The sequence below is a fragment of the Bacillus timonensis genome (assembly GCF_004799755.1).
In the GTDB taxonomy this organism is placed as follows: Bacteria; Bacillota; Bacilli; order Bacillales; family Bacillaceae_L; genus Ferdinandcohnia; species Ferdinandcohnia timonensis_A.
Genome location: NZ_SLUB01000068.1, coordinates 1 through 18,172 on the forward strand (window position 1 = coordinate 1; position 18,172 = coordinate 18,172).

At 37.9% G+C, this 18,172-nt stretch carries 13 protein-coding genes; all 13 read left to right on the forward strand.

Annotated elements, in window-relative coordinates; all coding sequences use genetic code 11:
• The first annotated feature begins 143 nt into the window (after positions 1 to 143).
• Positions 144 to 719 (forward strand): TetR/AcrR family transcriptional regulator, encoded by a 576-nt coding sequence (locus tag E1I69_RS21515; RefSeq protein WP_136381594.1) that lies wholly within the window; start codon positions 144 to 146, stop codon positions 717 to 719.
• 58 nt (positions 720 to 777) lie between these two features.
• A complete protein-coding gene (locus E1I69_RS21520) occupies positions 778 to 2,673 on the forward strand; it encodes a serine hydrolase domain-containing protein (RefSeq protein WP_136381595.1) in 1,896 nt (631 codons plus the stop codon).
• 764 nt (positions 2,674 to 3,437) lie between these two features.
• A complete protein-coding gene (locus E1I69_RS21525) occupies positions 3,438 to 4,235 on the forward strand; it encodes a fumarylacetoacetate hydrolase family protein (protein WP_136381596.1) in 798 nt (265 codons plus the stop codon).
• A gap of 249 nt (positions 4,236 to 4,484) precedes the next feature.
• Complete coding sequence (locus E1I69_RS21530) at positions 4,485 to 5,843, forward strand: dihydroorotase (RefSeq protein WP_136381597.1); 1,359 nt, start codon at positions 4,485 to 4,487, stop codon at positions 5,841 to 5,843.
• Between the two features lie 132 nt (positions 5,844 to 5,975).
• Positions 5,976 to 7,262 carry an MFS transporter gene (locus E1I69_RS21535; RefSeq protein ID WP_136381598.1) on the forward strand — a complete coding sequence of 429 codons (1,287 nt, stop codon included), beginning with the start codon at positions 5,976 to 5,978 and terminating at the stop codon, positions 7,260 to 7,262.
• 60 nt (positions 7,263 to 7,322) lie between these two features.
• Complete coding sequence (locus E1I69_RS21540; protein ID WP_136381599.1) at positions 7,323 to 7,922, forward strand: cysteine hydrolase family protein; 600 nt, start codon at positions 7,323 to 7,325, stop codon at positions 7,920 to 7,922.
• A gap of 2 nt (positions 7,923 to 7,924) precedes the next feature.
• On the forward strand, positions 7,925 to 8,905 hold the full coding sequence (locus E1I69_RS21545; protein ID WP_136381600.1) for an amidohydrolase family protein: 981 nt from the start codon (positions 7,925 to 7,927) through the stop codon (positions 8,903 to 8,905).
• A gap of 27 nt (positions 8,906 to 8,932) precedes the next feature.
• Positions 8,933 to 10,498 carry a carbon-nitrogen hydrolase family protein gene (locus tag E1I69_RS21550; RefSeq protein WP_136381601.1) on the forward strand — a complete coding sequence of 522 codons (1,566 nt, stop codon included), beginning with the start codon at positions 8,933 to 8,935 and terminating at the stop codon, positions 10,496 to 10,498.
• Complete coding sequence (locus E1I69_RS21555) at positions 10,495 to 11,976, forward strand: aldehyde dehydrogenase (protein ID WP_136381602.1); 1,482 nt, start codon at positions 10,495 to 10,497, stop codon at positions 11,974 to 11,976. Before E1I69_RS21550 ends, E1I69_RS21555 begins: the two co-directional genes overlap by 4 nt.
• Before the next feature lie 270 nt (positions 11,977 to 12,246).
• Complete coding sequence (locus E1I69_RS21560) at positions 12,247 to 13,935, forward strand: PucR family transcriptional regulator (protein ID WP_242634669.1); 1,689 nt, start codon at positions 12,247 to 12,249, stop codon at positions 13,933 to 13,935.
• Between the two features lie 216 nt (positions 13,936 to 14,151).
• Complete coding sequence (locus E1I69_RS21565) at positions 14,152 to 15,882, forward strand: CocE/NonD family hydrolase (RefSeq protein ID WP_207308599.1); 1,731 nt, start codon at positions 14,152 to 14,154, stop codon at positions 15,880 to 15,882.
• A 671-nt stretch (positions 15,883 to 16,553) separates the two neighbouring features.
• On the forward strand, positions 16,554 to 17,831 hold the full coding sequence (locus E1I69_RS21575) for a pre-toxin TG domain-containing protein (RefSeq protein WP_242634668.1): 1,278 nt from the start codon (positions 16,554 to 16,556) through the stop codon (positions 17,829 to 17,831).
• A gap of 3 nt (positions 17,832 to 17,834) precedes the next feature.
• A partial coding sequence (locus E1I69_RS21580; protein ID WP_136381604.1) for an immunity 22 family protein occupies positions 17,835 to 18,172 on the forward strand: 338 nt, incomplete at its 3' end.

The following is an 18,172-nucleotide window of genomic DNA, read 5'->3' on the forward strand; positions in this document are numbered from 1 at the left end:
ATAAATAGGCTGTCTGTCTCTCTTCTTTTTTTTTTTTTGAATTTTCGAGAAAAAGGGTTTATTATTTCCAAAATTATCATATAATCAACGATATATAACATGTGTTTTATATCATGCGATTTATAACAGGGAAGGAACGAACTATGGCACCAAAGAAAAAATTTTCTAAAGAACAAATAATTGACGCAGCATTTGAAATCGCAAAGAAAGAGGGGATGTCCAGTATTAAGATTCGGAAAGTGGCGGAGCATTTGGGAAGCTCGATCGCGCCTATTTACGTCAATTTCAATACTATTGATGAGCTAACCGAGGCCGTCATGAAAAAAATCATTGAATTGAGTTATCAACTTTTAGCGGAAGAAAATTCTGGGAAACCATTCCACGACATTGGGCTAGCTAGCCTCCGATTTGCAAGAGAATATCCGGTTCTTTTTCAGGATTTTGTCATGAATCAAAACAAGTATATCCAAAACTATGATCAAAATATGGGGCAGGGATTAATTGATCAAATGAAAGGTGATGAAGACCTGAAAGGTTTTTCGGATGAAGAGCTAATGACCATTTTAATGAAAATGCGCATCTTTACAACAGGTCTTTCTGTCATGGTTGCGAGTGGAATGCTTCCTGAGGAGTTTCACGAAGAAATGGGAGTTGAGCTGTTAGATAGTATGGCTACCGATGTGATTACAACTGCTTATTTACAAAAGAAAGAGACATAATCCAAAATAAGGGGGATATACCGGCTTGTAAATAATCAAGACATCCATTGTTGCTTGTATGCTTTTGGTTTTAGTGTTGATTGACAGTCGTTTGTCTTTTGCAGAAAGTGTTACTGACTTATCAGATGTTGAAACGTTTATGGATGAGTTTTTACAGAAAAAAGTGGACGAAGAACATATTCCGAATATGGCTGTTTCTGTAGTAGCTAATGGAGAAGTCGTTTTTGAAAAGGGCTATGGTTTGGCCAATATCAAGGAGCAAGTAAAGGTAGATCCAGAAACCACAATGTTTCGAATCGGGTCCGTATCCAAGCTCTTTACTTGGACGGCAATCATGCAGCTTGTTGAGCAAGGAAAACTTGATCTGAACACGGATATTAATCAATACTTAGATTTTGAAATCCCAGCTAGACTTGCAGTGGGTTCGAATAAAGAACAACCAAAACCAATTACTCTCTTAGATTTAATGACGCATACACCTGGATTTGAGGATTATTCGAGTGCCATTTTTAGGTTGACCGCTGAAGAAATGCCTCCACTTGGTCAATATGTGCGTGAATATCGATCTGAACGTGTATTTCCTGCCGGTGAAGTGCTTGCCTATTCAAATTATGGTACGGCTTTAGCGGGATATATTGTCGAACAGGTTTCAGGTATTCTTTATTTCAAATATGTAGAAGAGAAAATTTTTAAGCCGCTTGACATGAACCAGAGTACGTTTCAACAGCCATTACCGACGGAACATTCTACTAGTCTAGCACAGGCCTATAGATATATTGATGGAGAATTTAAAGAAGGAAGTTTTGAGTTTGTACCTGGTGCTGCAGGGGGAATGAGTAGCACGGCAAATGATATGGCAAAGTTTATGCAAGCCTATCTTGAGGGTGGAAGTTTCAATGGAGAAAGGATTCTAGAAGAGGATACCGTTCAGCACATGTTCCAGCAACAGTTTACCCATCATGACCAGTTAGATGGGATGGCTTTAGGGTTTATTGAAAAGACAATGAATGGTAAACGAATTCTTCATCATGGCGGAAGTACGGCTCTGTTTGATACGGGACTGTACTTATTACCCCAGGAAAATATCGGTCTATTTATCTCGTATAGTGGAAATAATTTTCGTACGCATACAGAGCTTTTCGATGTATTTATGGATCATTATTTTCCGGTGGAAGAGAGAGTTACTGTCACGCCTATGAGCGGAGAGGGCTCACACCAATATGTCGGTGAATATCATCAAAATCGGAAAAGCTTTACGAATGAGGATAAGATTAGCAGTCTAATAATAGGAGTGATCCAAGTCCAATTAGATGATACTGGAGTTTTAGTAGTGACCCACAACGGAGAAACCAATCGATTTGTCGGAATAGAACCTGGTATTTACAAAAATACGAGTGAAGGACCCTCGATTGATGCGTATGGTGAATTTCGAACAATCGTCTTTCAAACAGATCCCCATGGAAAAATAATGCTTACCACCGATGGTCCGATGTCATATTCGAAAGTACCATGGTATGCGTCGAGCGGTTTTACCTTTTTATCTCTGATCCTCGTTATCTTATTTTTTGTTGGAAGTATTCTCAATTGGGGTATCAAAGCATTGATACGAAGGAAACGGAAACCATCTAAACCTAAGTTAGCGGTTTGGGGCAAGCGATTGGCCATTGCAGTGGGGCTTCTCCTGTTGTTTTTAGTGACCAGCACTGCGATTTCTGGGGGAGTCGATCCCATCTACCAACTACCAAAAGAAGCTTTAGGAATTGTACCTGCATGGAGTCCCATTTTAAATGTTATTCCCTTTCTATTAACGATCTTGGGAATTTCCATGCTTATCTTCACGGTTCTCCTTTGGCGGAGAAGATATTGGCGCATCATTAGCCTTCTGCATTATTCCTTGTTAAGTCTGATGATGATACATCTGATTTGGATTTTTTTGTACTGGAATTTGTATTAGAGTGGCATGGGGATGGGTTCCTTAGCTTTTCACGCAATAATAGCTAAGATGCCTGTCTCCGTTGTGTTCTAAAATAAGGAAATTCAGATTATCACTTTGTTTGGAGTAACTTCATGAATCGATTTCTATATAAGTAGATTCAAATTACATAGGAGGGGATTTTAGATGACAAAAATATGCTTTTTCCTAGCTAACGGCCATAAAGGTTACCCTTACAATAAAGAAAAAATGAAACCAATCTTTCCTTTAACAAAGAAACGTTGGTTTTTCTATTTTTGTTAGCAAAATCGTAAAGAACTTTGAATCATTTCAAAGAATATCTTCTAAGCTTATTTAAGAAACCTCAGCGCAGCCTCCTCGCATATTCTTATCCAAAAAAAGTCTCCTACATCTCCTATTTTAAGATGCAACTATCAAGCATATTAGCTTGCGGCAAGGTCAAATTCCATTCAGGAAGCCAAGCTCAGTAATGATGTAAAAGCGTTTGATTCTTTAATCCTTATTTTTGGTATTTATTAACTAAACACAAAAGAAGCTGAATAATTTTGTGAATCCGAGCTAATGGAATAGTTTTTATTAACATTTATTATTTAAGCATATTAGGATTTAGGTTGCTTAACTTGCAGAAGTGAGTTGAATGTGTATTCAGTTTTATGTTGATGAAAATCTAGAAAGTCCATTGATGGAACCAATGGAAATCAAAAAAATCGCTTTAATAAGGTTAATTGGCATGATAACTTATCCTACAGGAGCTGAATCTAGTAATGCAGGTTCTAAAAAAAACGCAAAAAGTTGTTCGGTATCGGAACTATGAAGGTAAGGTCTATTTTGGAATTGTGGAAAACGATGAAATCTTACAAGTATCCAGTACCTTTACGGAAATTGTAAATAATGACCTCCAATTTGATGGAACGAGGGTTAACTATCATGAGGTGAAAATTTTAGAGCCAGTTGAACCATCAAAAGTGATTAATTTTGGTTGGACATATGCGCAACACGCTAAAGAAACTGGTGGACAGGCTTATCTAAGGGAACCATTTTTGTTTTTAAAACCAGGAACGACTTTGATACCTGATAAGGGGGAAATCATACTTCCTCCAAAGGATGTAACTAGTCGTGTGGAGATGGAGGGGGAAGTAGCCCTCATTATTGGAAAAAGTGGTAAAAATATTAAGGAAGAAGAGGCCATGCACTATGTTTTTGGCTGTACAATCTTTAATGATGTGACAGCAAGGGACCTTACAAAAAAAGATCCCCAGTTTACACGTGGAAAAGGTTTTGATACTTTTGGTCCGTTGGGGCCCTGTATTGTGACAGGTATTGATCCCACTAATTTACAAATAGTTACAACTTTAAACGGAGAAGTTGTACAAGACGGTAATACGAAGGAGATGACCTTTTCTATACCTTTTCTTATAAGTTGGATCTCAAACATTATGACCCTTGAACCGGGTGATGTCTTAGCTACTGGTTCACCTTCAGGCAGCTGCCCAATGAAACCAGGTGATATTGTAACCATAGAAGTAGAGGAAATTGGTAAACTAACTAATTATGTAAAATAGTCGTTGTACGATGCATCAGCCATCTTTTGTTAGGCTCTTTTCGATGTCATTTATTCATCGGAATTTTTCATACAGTCAATCAAACTATAGCTATTTATTCTAGGAGTCTCTTCTTCTCTATCTTATTTGTAAACCAAACACAATAGAAACCGATTAATTTTGTGAACACAAGCTAATGTAGTAGAGCCTTTTAATAATTACAATCTATACAAGGGTAAAAAGTCGCATAATTTATAGGAGTGATTTCCAATGTTTGAATTAGAAATTTTGAATGCCACAATCGTTACATCAAAACAACGGTATGTTGGGAGTATATCTATCGCAAATGGCAAAATTGCAGCAATCAGTAAATCTCCGCTGCTAAATGCAAAACAATATATTGATGCAACAGATTTAGTGTTGGTTCCTGGTATGGTTGACCAACATGTTCATTTTATGGATCCGGGGGAAACGGACCGGGAAGATTTTATTCATGGATCGATGGCTGCAGCCACTGGCGGAGTTACAACAGTTATCGAACATACCCATGCGTTTCCGGTACGTAGTGTCCAAGCATTTGAAGAAAAAAATGAACATTTAAAGAAAAGATCTGTCGTTAACTACGGATTGACTGCTCATGTTTTTCCTGAAGATTTAGGGAACTTGAAAGCGCTTTGGGAAAGTGGTGCCATCCTATTTAAAATATTTACATGTACTACTCATGGTATTCCAACAATGAATAATGATCAGTTATATCAGGCATTTGAAGAAATCGCTTCTTTTAATGGCAGCTGCTTGGTTCATTGTGAGGATGACTCCATTACAGAAGGAAATGAACAGAGATTAAAAGCAGCCCATCGTTGTGACCATGGAATTATTTCGGAATGGCGTTCAGAAACAGCTGAGGAAGTTGCTGTTGCTAACGTTGCCTTAATGGCTCGATTAACTGGTGTCCAAGCGACAATTGCCCACATTAGCCACCCTTTAGTAGTGGAATTAATTAAACGTGAACAGGCAGAGGGTGCAATGCTTTATGGTGAAGTTTGTCCTCAATACATCTTTATGGATGATCAAAAGGTATTGGAGAGAGGTCCATTTGGTAAGTTTACACCTCCCGCAAGAAAAGCGGATCAACAAGAAAGATTAATGGAAATGATCCTCGCTGGAGACATTCAAATTCTTTCTACTGACCATGCTCCATCGACTGTTGAACAGAAGCTTAGCGGTAACATTTGGGAATGTAACTTTGGATTGCCAGGAGTGGAAACAACCCTACCAATGATGCTGAATCTAGTCAATCAAGGAAAAATTTCGTTGGAAAGAGTAATTGAAATATACAGTGAAACACCTTCAAAGGTCCTTGGCCTTTATCCAAATAAAGGGTGTATCATGGTCGGGGCAGATGCGGATTTAGTCTTACTTGATTTGAATCATAAATGGACCATAAAAAATGAAAATATCATTTCCAAATCAGGATGGTCTCCATTTGACGGTGTAGACATTACCGGTAAGCCTATTTATACGATTGTGAATGGAACGGTAGTTTATGAAAAGGGAAATATTGTTGCGGAACCAGGTATTGGCCAACCTGTAAGTAGGCTGCAAAAATTAAGTGCCATCAATAAATAGTTTTTGCAGTGAACAATATTAAAAGTTTATCTAATAGAGAAAGGAGTTGAAGTAGATTAATAAACTAAAGACTAGCCTAAAAGATTCCTTGTTTTTTTAATTATGTTTTAAAGGTGAAGGGGGAAGAAGTTGATGAAGACAGCAGTTCAAAAAAACGACGTAGTTATTGAGGGCAAACCTCAAAGAAAATTAAGTACCAAAGTCGCTATTGCTATTCTAGTTCTTTTAGCAGCCTCCTATGTAGTTAACGCAATGGACAGACAAGTATTTCCTGTAGTAGTTGGAGCAGTTCAATCAGAATATGGATTTAGTTTAACTCAAAGTGGTTTGTTATCTACAATCTTTACATTGGGAATCGGTTTAGCAGGTATTCCAACAGGATTTTTATTAGATAAATTATCCCGAAAAGCAGTAATGATTATAGGTATTGTAATTTATTCTGCTTTTACATTGTTTACTGCAATGGCTATCGGATTTCCTGATATGCTTGCATATCGTGCAATTACTGGTATTGGTGAAGCCTTACAAAATGCTGCGCTTTTTTCGGCAGTTGGAACATACTTCTCTAGTCATCGGTCATTGGCCATCGGTTCCTTAAACTTTGCATACGGAGTTGGCGGATTTTTGGGACCCTATTTAGGAGCCAAAATGGCGGTTGCTTACGGATGGAAAATGCCATTTTTTTTATACGCAGTAATAGGATTTGCCCTAGCTTTCATCATCTTTTTTATTGTGCCAAAGATATTCACGGAGACGAAAGAATTAGAGGCAGATACAACTAAATCTAAAAAATTGGACCAGTCACATATCCCTGATAAATTATACAATCGTAATGTTCTATTGTGTGCAACTGCAGCTGTTGCGGTGGGGGCTTCCATCTATGGTTATGTTGGATTATACGTAAAATATTTAACGAGTGAGCTTGGATTTGAAGGTCCTACTGCTGGCTTTGCCCTTAGTTTATTTGGGATTGGCGCCTTAATGGGACTCGTTGGTGGATGGCTTGGTGACCGCTTCAATCAACGTTATGTGATCGTCATTGCATTTATTGGTGCCATGATTACGGGATACCTATTATTTAACGTAGCGACTACTCCAGCACAACATTATTTACTTAGTTTCTTAATGGGGACATTTGGTAGTGGGATTTTGTTTGTAAACGTTTACTCTTTGATACAACGAAGCGTCCGTGTGGAATATGTAGGTCGGGCATCAGGTATTTTTATTAGTTCCTTGTATTTACCGTCTGCAATAGCAGGTTATATTTTCGCATTGTTAGTTGAGAATGTTGGCTGGGGTGGAGCCGCATTCTGGGAATTAACAGTCTTTCCGATTATCGGGGTTATTGCAGTATTATTCATGCAGGATGATAAAATTAATCTTTCCAAACACCAGGCAAACAAGGCGAGTATTCACTGATAAAATAATAAAAATAAAGGGGGGCTACCCCCTTTATATCAAGAATTAGGAGGAACTGTTATGAAAAAAATTGCTGTTATTGCTATTGATTTACACAGAGGACACTTAGATCCAACAGTGGCTACTATGCCATTACCAACTGATAAATGTAAGCAGGTAATCAACGCAAATCGTGTGTTTTTTGATGAATGCCGTAAGTTAGAAATCCCTATTATTCACCTCCTTACCCAATATAGAAATGAACAGGAAATTTTATCAAACCCTGCGTGGTATGAACGGGCAAATGATCCAAACGCAACTCGCAAAAATGTGGGGAAACATAACCTTGAAGGTATGCCAGGAGTAGAGGTTATTCCTGAATTATGGGATGAACAGGATATTTTAATTGATACAAAAAAACGTTACGACTGTTTTATCGCAACGGATCTTGATTTTGTGTTGAAAGCCAATCATATCGATTCTGTATGGATAACAGGAGTAAACACAAACTCTTGTTGTTTAGCCACTTCTATTGATGCATCTGTTCGTGATTATGACGTGACGATGGTATCTGATTGTGTGGACACTATGGATGGAGAATATTACCACGAGGCTGGATTAAAAGTGTTCGAAAGAGCATTTGGTAAGGTGAGATCCTCCAAGGAATTGGTAGGTGTTTGAATATGATTATTGATGTGCACCATCATATCATCCCCAAGAAGGTTGTTGACGCAATCCGTTCTGGGGATAGTAGATTTCAAGCCGACATACAAAAGAAAGATAATATGGAATGGGTTGTTCATCATCAAGGGTATGCATACCCTTTGTTTGATAAATTTTATGATGCAGATGCGAAATTAGAGGATTTAAAAAAGGATGAAATTGACAAGGTTGTATTGTCTCCAGCACCTCCGATGTTTAATTACTGGTTAGACCCTGAAATTGCAGCAGGGGTAAGCAGGTTCATTAATGACGGAATTGCTGAATTTATTGCAGAGAATCCGTCCGTTTTTCAAGGAATGGCTACTGTTCCTATGCAGAAACCATCACTCGCCGTAAAGGAGATGGAGAGGGTTGTTCATGAGCTTCAACTGAACGCAGTGGAAATTGGAACTTCTATTGAAGGGGTAAATTTGGATGACCCCCAATTTACTGCATTCTTCGAAGCTGCAGAGGCCTTAAATGTCACCTTGTTTTTACATCCTTATTATGTAGGAGACAAAGCTGGGCTGTCCAAATATTATTTTACTAATCTAGTAGGAAATCCTTTGGATACAACGGTAGCAGCTGGAAGCCTCATATTTGGAGGGATTCTTGATCGTTTTCCTAAGTTAAAAGTGATGCTGGCACATGGTGGAGGATATTTACCTTATCAAATTGGTAGATTCGATAAAGGGTATCAGGAGAGAAAGGAAAGCAGAACCTGTAAGGAAAGACCATCATCCTATCTTAATCGTTTCTATTTCGATACATTAACTTTTAACCCGCAAACCTTACAATTTTTAATTGATTTTGTTGGATCAGAGCAGGTTGTATTAGGTAGTGACTATCCATTTGATATGGGGACACTGAAACCTAGGGAAATTGTGAAGGAATGTCAGCTTCCTGATCAAACAAAAGAATTGATCTACCAAGGAAATGCAAGACACTTATTTGGTAGTTGATTTTCACAGCAAAAAGGGGAGATAAGAATGAAAATAGCATCGATTCAAGTCGAGGCAAATGACTTAAAAGATTATAAGACTGCCATGCAAAAACTTTTAAATATGGTTGAAAAAGCCGCTTATGAAAATGATTTAATCATCGTTCCAGAGGCTGCTTTTCCAGCCTATTTTTTAGGACATGAGGAAGGCAATCTTACCGCGATACTTGAACAGAGCGAAAATTATTTGAATAAAATAAAAGAAATCGCAATAAGTGAAAAATCCTATATTGCATATGGGTATGCGGAAAAAGAGAAAGATAATCTTTATAATACTGCTGTTTTGTTGAATCGCGATGGAGTAGAGATTGCAAAAAAACGCAAATCCTTTTTATGGCATTTTGATAGTAATTGGTTTACTGCTGGAGAGGAAACCGCAATTGTAGATACGGAGTTTGGAAGAATAGCACTTGTTGTCTGTGCAGATGCTAGAATGCCTGAAATCATTCGGTTAGCTGCTCTTGAAGGGGCAGAATTAATTATTGATTTAGCGAATCTGACTGCAACAGGACCAGATATTTCGGAACTGCACAATGCCCAAAGTGCCTATATGTTATCAGCACGGGCACTAGAAAACCAGGTTTGGCTGGCAGTTTCCGATAAATGGGGAGTAGAAGCAAACACAATTACATATGCAGGGCGTTCGAGTATTTTTGCACCTGATGGGACCTGCTTAATTCAGGCAAGTTCGGATAAAGATGAAATTATATCTGCTGAGATTCCTTGTGACAGTCAAGGAAGGGTTAAAAAAACAGAAGCAGAAGTGAAGTTTTATGAACAAAGAAAACCTAATTATTATAAAACACTTACATCCCCAATCGATTCCTTGCCAATCGTGAAATATATGAAGGAACCTTTGATACCTGCAAATTTAACACCATTTGTAATAGTAGCGGCTGGTTATATGGAGGAAGAATATCTCCATATGATCCGTAGGATGGTTAATCAAGGCAGCACATTCATTGTTATGCCACCTAATCAGGTGAATATAGAACATGTAATCGAAGAACTAAAAAGTATTCTACCTTTCAATTGTTATCTATTTGCAACAACAATTGACAATTCTGGAGGATTGATCAGTTACATGATAACAAATGAGGGGATTCGAAAAAGGTATTCCACCATACATTCAGAAAGTACTGATGAGGTAAATATGGAAAGTTTGGTCTTTGAAACAAAATGGGGCAGAGTTGCTATTATGCACGGGGTAGAAGGGATGATGCCGGAGTGGTCTAGAACATTGATGTTACTTGGGGCAGATTGTATCATTTGGCCAAATCAATATTCTCCTGATGTAGCTATCAAAATCGCTAGAACAAGGGCGGCTGAAAATAGAATTTATATAATCTCTTCACAATCATCTAATGAACACGGAAATATTAGTCAAATAATTGATCCGAATGGAGTCGTCATCGCTTCCACAATACAGTCTTTAAAAAAACATGCTTGTGGTGTTCTAGTCCCGTTTGTAAATAGCAGAATAAAAGACATTGTACCTGGGACAAACGTTGTACTGAATCGGAATCCACAAAACTATGGGAGGCTAATCAAATGAAAAAAGTTGATGTATTTATCAATGGAGAATTTAGGACTCCGTTTCTAAACAGGTATTTTCCAGTTATTAATCCTGCGACAGGGGATGTTATTGCAGAGGCCGCGGAAGGAAATGAACAGGATATTGAGTGGGCTGTTGAAAGTGCAGTAAAAGCATTCAGAGAAACGACATGGGCACATGATAAGGAATTGCGATTTCGTGTACTAAACCAATTAGCCACTTTGCTGCGAGACAATCTTGATGAACTTACAGAACTGGAATCAAATATTACTGGCCGTCCCATTCGTGAAATGAAAGCACAGTTAGCAAGGCTTCCGGAGTGGTTTGAATTTTTTGCTAGCGTATTAAAAACGCATGGAACAGATTCTCCTCCATTCAGTGGTGATTATATCAATTATACGCAAAGAATTCCACTAGGGGTAGTTGGACTAATAACACCTTGGAATCATCCGTTATTAATTCTAACCAAGAAGCTTGCTCCCGCGTTAGCAGCAGGGAATTCCGTTGTTATTAAACCGTCAGAAAGTGCACCAGTTACCCCTTCCATTCTAGGAGAACTTGCAAAAGAAGCAGGTGTTCCAAATGGGATAGTTAATATTGTCCCCGGTTATGGGGCTGTGGCTGGGAAGGCGCTCAGCACAAATAAAAATCTGGCAAAAGTGGATGTAACAGGTGGAACGGAAACAGGAAGACATATCGCTGCAGCAGCTGGATTCAATTTAGCCAAAGTAGCAGCAGAGCTGGGGGGAAAGGCTTCAGTTCTTGTTTTACCGGATGCTAATTTAGAAGAAGCCGTTAATGGATCTGCATTTGCTGCATTTATAGCTACGGGCCAAACTTGTGTACAAGGCTCACGTATTTTCGTTCATGAATCACAGTATGATGAATTTTTGGAAAGATTTGTTGAAAAAACAAAGGGACTTAAAGTTGGAGACCCACAGAAACTGGAAACAGATATAGGTCCGGTTATTAGTGAAAAACAGTACCGCAGAATTCTAGATTATATTCAAATTGGTAAGGATGAAGGTGCAGAGATTGCATTTGGAGGAAAATCTCTTGATGGTAAAGGTTACTATATTGAGCCAACCATCTTTAAAAATGTCCATAATAAAATGCGAATTGCCCAAGATGAAATCTTTGGACCAGTAACCTGTGTTCTTAAATACTCTACTACTAGCGAACTAATAGAGCTTGCAAATGGAACAGATATGGGATTGGCTATGTCAGTATGGAGCAACGATATAAGGCAAGCGCATAACCTAGCTGGCAAACTTGAAGCAGGCATTATATGGATTAATGACCATCACCGTATAGACCCTTCCTCCCCTTGGGGCGGTTTCAAAAGCAGTGGTATAGGACTTGAAAATAGTATCAAGTGCTTTGAAGACTACTCAAAAATTCGAAATGTCATCGTCAATATTCAAGAAAAAAGTTTCGATTGGTTCGACGGAAGTGCTCAAGTGAAAAGATATAGTTAAGGAAAAAGCGAAGAAGTCAAAGGCAACCAGAAGTTCCTTTGACTTCTTCGCTTTTCTGCTACCTTCTTTTAGTTCTTGAGATTTCATAAATATTTTTTCGCGATAACCTCTAAACAAATGTAAGTAACTGGTATAATTATAGAGAAGTACTACCATTTTTGAGAACAGATTATGAGAAAGATATGCCACCTTTTAGGGATAACGGATTCGCAACGAAATAGACAAAAAAAACAGAATTTTTAAATAAGGAGGACCTGGACGTTGATAACAGTGGAACAGATTTTGAATACAAATCCTTTTCAAACATCAAAAATCCTTGGCGGAGCAAAGGGACTTCATCGTAATGTTAGCACGGTAACGGTGGCTGAGGTACCAGATGCAGCCAATTGGCTTCGTGGTGGGGAACTTGTTTGTACCACAGCATATTTTATTAGCAAAGGTATCAAATACCAGATGGAATGGGTCGAAAGTTTAGTTGTCAATGGTGCCGCAGCCTTAGCAATAAAAACCAGTCGGTTTTTGGGAGAAGTACCGAGTTCCATTATCAAAATTGCCAATCAATTAAATTTTCCTATCATCGAAATTCCAACAGAGGTTACCTGGCCAAATGTTATCGAATCCGTAATGAATCTTCTTATGGATACTCAAATAAATATCCTTCAAAGAACCGAAGAAGTACATAATGCATTAATATCTCTTGTTCTTGAAAATGAATCTGTTCAGGTGATTGCCAATAAGATTTCAAGTCTTGTCGGAAATCCAATTATTATTGAAGATGCGAGACTTAACCATATTTCAATGAGTCAAAATATTATCGATAAAGAAAAAAATAATAAATTCATAGAAGAACGGTTAAGCCCAATTTTTAAAGAAAAAATAGCATATACCGATTTTTACAAAAACGTGCTCTCAAGTAAAACCAAAGAAACATTGGAGCTTCCACTAAAATCTAATATTCATGTAAATACCATTACAGTTCCCATCCTCTCTAATAAAATGGTTTACGGTTTTATTTCAGTTATTGCAATGAATAAAAAAGTGTCGCAGTTTGACTTAATTATTCTTGAACATGCTACCACTACATTGGCCCTTCAGTTTATGAAACAGATTATTCATGAACGGACATTAAGAACGAGAACTGTATCGATGATTAACGATCTTGTGAATGGAAGATTCGGTTCAGATTTGGTAAAAGAATTTTATTTAAACCACAATGATTGGATAAAGCCTGTTGTGATGGCAGTAGTTGAATTAGGAGGAGACACTATAATTGAGGAGAGCTACGACTGGGACACCTCGACAGAACAGTTGACGGAGAAAATTAAGTACCACCTTCTTAATCATTTTGACAATGTTTTTGTTGGAAGGAGTGAAACCTCCACGTTATATGTATTGGCGTTCTTCCAAGTTTCAATGGTTTCCTCTGCTGCAAGTACATTAGGAAAAGAACTAGATTTTATTTTAAGTGAATGTAAACATCAAGAGCTTATTCATAGTTATTTTGCAGGAGTTGGTAGCACTCAAAATGATCTACAGCAGGTTGGCAAAAGCTTTAACGAGGCACTCTCGGCAAAATCAATTGCTAAATCGTTTCAGATGAAAGGACCTATTGTACTCTATCAGGATTTGGGGATACATAGGATCATTTCGATGGTCCATCATAGAGAAGAATTAAGCAACTTTTGCAATGACTTTTTAGCAGATCTTGTAACCCATGATAATCAAAATAACGATGTTTTAAGGGAAACCTTATATGTATATCTGCAAAACGGTGGCAATGCCCATGAAACCGCAAAGCGTATGTTTGTCCATCCAAACACTATTGCGTACAGATTAAAGAAGATTCAGAGTGTTATTAAACGGGATATAAACTCTTGGGAGGTTCGATTTACCTATTTGTTTGCGCTCGAAGCTGCTGAAATACTCGATAATCCTTATGCCTTAATAGGAACAGAATAGGGTTCTTAGCTTCAGGGGAAAATGCCTTCCATTGATTGTTAGAAGTCAACATTTTTAAATAAGATTATTTGTTTACCGTCCATAAAGAATAACTATATATTTTGAAATATAGTATATTTAGAATCTGTTACTCAATGAAGATTCAGAAAGTTTAACAATATTCATAAGTTAAACCAAGGAATTTGATGTATTCACTTTAGGAGAGGTGGGAAAAACATGGCAGTAGAAACCGTAATTCAAGATAATATGAAAATTTCATGGGACGTAGAAATCCCAATGAGTGATGGAAGTATCGTTCGTGCAGATATTTATGCTCCTGTTGAAGATGGACAATATCCGGTTATTATGACCTATGGTCCATATGCAAAAGGATTACCATTCCAGGAAGGTTATCCTTGGCAATGGAAACGTATGACAGAGGAACACCCAGAAATTCCAGAAGGCTCCACCAATAAGTATCAAACTTGGGAAGCAGTAGATCCAGAAAAGTGGGTTCCGTATGGATATATTTGTATACGTGTCGACTCAAGAGGAACAGGAACGTCACCTGGTTATTTAAATCCTTTTTCAGAAAGAGAAACACAAGACTTTTTTGAATGTATTGAATGGGCAGGGGTACAACCATGGAGTAACGGTAAAGTCGGTTTAAATGGAATTTCTTATTATGGTATGAATCAATGGCAAGTAGCAGCTTTACAGCCGCCTCATCTAGTTGCGATATGTCCTTGGGAGGGCGCGAGTGATTGGTATAGAGATGCAACCCATCATGGGGGAATTACTTCCGGTTTCTGGTCTACATGGTATGGACCACAAGTATTAAAGGTTCAGAATGGAGTTGGAAAAAAAGGCTCCATTAACCCGAATTCTGGCAAATTGATTGCAGGACCTGATACATTATCAGACGAAGAACTTGCTAAAAATCGTATTGACATAGATCATGAAATATACGCTAACAAATTAGCAACAGATCCTTATTATAAGGAAAGAGAAGTGGATTGGTCTAAAGTAACTGTTCCCATTTTGTCAGCAGGCAACTGGGGCGGACTTGGTTTACACCTAAGAGGAAACGTAGAAGGGTATGTGCAGGCCGCTTCAAAGGAAAAGTGGTTGGAAATCCATGGATTGGAGCATTGGACACACTTCTATACTGATTACGGAAGAAATCTGCAAAGACGATTCTTTGATTATTATCTAAAAGGGCATGAGAATGGATGGAATGAGCTTCCACCGGTACTTTTGCAGGTTAGAGGTGTTGATGGGTTCGTTAATAGACAGGAAGAAGCTTGGCCTCTCCCAAAAACAGAATGGACACGCTTATATCTAGATACAAACAATTTAAGCTTGAGTAAACAGCCAGTCGAAGGACAAGTTGAATATGATACATTCAGTGAAGGTGTAACGTTCTTAACTCCTACATACGAAGAGGAAGTGGAACTTACCGGACCTGTTTCAGCTAAATTTTATGTTTCTTCATCTACAGAAGACACGGATGTATTCTTAACCATTAGACTCTTTGATCCAACTGGGAAAGAAGTATTGTTTAGTGGAGCCCAAGACCCAAGAACACCAATTACTCAGGGATGGCTGCGCGCTTCTCATCGTAAGCTGGATCCTGAAAAGAGTACAGAATATCGTCCTTATCATCCTCATGATGAGGTTCAGCCTTTGATCCCTAATGAGGTATATGAACTTGATATTGAACTTTGGCCTACATCAATTGTTATACCAAAAGGATATAGACTAGGATTAACGGTGGGTGGTTCTGATTATAGTCATGATGAAGAGGGAACCCTGTACCATTCAAGGTTAATGACAGGCTCAGGTGCATTTTGGCATGATGATCCTCGCGATCGCCCTGAAGAGGTATTCAAGAGTAAGGCTACTATCCATACAGTTTCAGGAAAAGAGTCCTATTTACTTGTGCCAGTAATTCCAAAAGAACGTTAAAGTTTTATAATTATTAGAGGATGGCTAATTTCATTGCTGTCCTCTATTTTTAAAAAATTTTCAAATCTAATCTCTCCTTGATACCATCAATGAATATTTGATCTTTTAATTCTTTTTGTTTTTTTTATATGTCTCGTGTCAAAATTAATAAAACAAGGAAAATTTTGATTGTAAAATTTGGAAAATAACTTTGTTTGAAGTAACATATTAATCCATTACTATATATTCAAATTACATAGGAGGGGATTGCTTTTTACTTGCTAATGGCTATGAAGATTTAGAAATGAAGAACCTTATGATGCAATGAATGAAGCGGGGCACAAAACCGTTATTGTGGGGATTGAAAAAGGTGCTGAGCTTATGGAAAACTTTTTCAACATTGACACGAAGTGCTTCTTGAGCCTCGCCACCAGGAATAATCACTGCATCACCAAGAGGTAGTGGTTGATGGAAATATTATCACGCCTCGTAACAACTAAGGACGAGCCAGCATTTATTAAAGAAATTTTAAATAAATTATAAGTTCAGGGGTCTCTTCACGTTTTTGAAGAGGCTTTTTTATAGCTAGTCTGTTGCTCTCACAGGCTTTACAACCGTTGAAACCGTTGAAACCTATGTAAGAAAATCAACAAAGAGATTCGGAGATTACTAGCTAAAGCGGAGGCTTTAAGATGAGTGATATTAAGGTCAAAGCCGATGAACTAGAGGATTTTGCTTCCCAAATTGGAAAAGCGGAGCGGGAATGTAACGACACATTAGATGCGATTAATTGGCATTTTTCCTCACTGCTTGCGAATTTCCCAGGAGTGGTACCAGGTTCAATACATAACTTAGAGGCGGATTTAAAGTATTCGATTAAAAAATACAAAAGCAAGCTCGATGATGCCCAACAATTAATTAAGCTGACCGCTGCCAGTATGAAAAACGATGAACAAAAGATGTCAGGTAAAGTAGGCGAGTTTTTACTTGAACTCGTTGGCTGGTATGACATTCAACGTGTATTTAGCGAATATGATCCTGTTACAGGTGAGAAGCTTTCAGCAGGAGATCGGGTCCTGGCTGTAGGATTTCTTGCTCTTACATTTGTCCCACCTGCAAAGGCAGTTGGTGTTGGAGGAAAGGCTGCGGTACCAGGCGTTAAAGCGGGTCTACCTTCCCTCGCAAAAACACCAGAAGCATTCATGAAAATTCGAAACGTCTTAGACCCAGAAAAGGTTCAACAAGCATTTCGCTCGGTATATAATGAAGTGGTAAAAGGTCCAATTGCCGCAACAAAAGTCTGGTTTGATAAAATCAAGAAAGGTATTGGAGACATTCCAATCCCCCAGATCAGACAAGAAGCATTTGCAGGAGTTGGAGTTGTCAACAAAACTGTTAGGGATGCCTTCGGAGACGCCAAGGATTTTATCCAGCGAATTAAGAGTTCGCAAGTGGATGAGGTGGAGGTTAAGGGTGTTACTGGAGTTGAAGGTGTTACTAAGGGTACAAAGGAAGTTAAAATGACTAGTAGTGGGAATAGTAAGCATTCAAGGGATGTGAATATTCCATCAGTAAGAAATAACGAATTTAATGAATGGTTTGATAATCTTCCAGCAAAAGAATTTGAGGAAATGTGGAATGATCCAAAGTTGAGAATTAAAATAGAAGATAGAATTAGACAACCAGGAGGATATCATGAATGGCATCTTGTTGCAAGAACTCCTAAATTTAAGCAATGGGGTATCAGTATGGATGACATTAAAGAAATGAGGTCACTGACCAAAGATGTTGAATTTGTTAATCCACCTGGCAGACATGGTAGTAGGGGTTCCACTAAAGCGCATAATGAAATTTTAAAAATTATTGATAATGCTTCTGACTATGAAAGTTTTGTTAAAGGGCTTAATGAATGGTCCAAAAATAGAATGAAAAATGGGATTATGGATTTACCAGAAGGTTTGAGGAGGTAAAAAATGGAAAACTACGTTTCTTTATGGTTAGGATGCTTTAGAGATTTTGATGAACTCGAAAAGTACACTGTTATAAAATATAATGAAGATGGAGATAGTATCCCCTCTATTTTTGAAAAAGATTTTAAATTAGGTTATTATAATCGGGACTTAATTGAAAAAGATTGGATTCCTGTTGCTGAAGATGACATAGAAAAACTGTTGGTAGACTTTTCGTACGATAATCAATTAATACAGCAGTACAAGAACATAAAATTAAAGTGTAAATATAACACTATTGTATTAATTTATAACTATAACTACAAAAAAGAAAGTGAAATTGCTGTCTCTTATACACATCT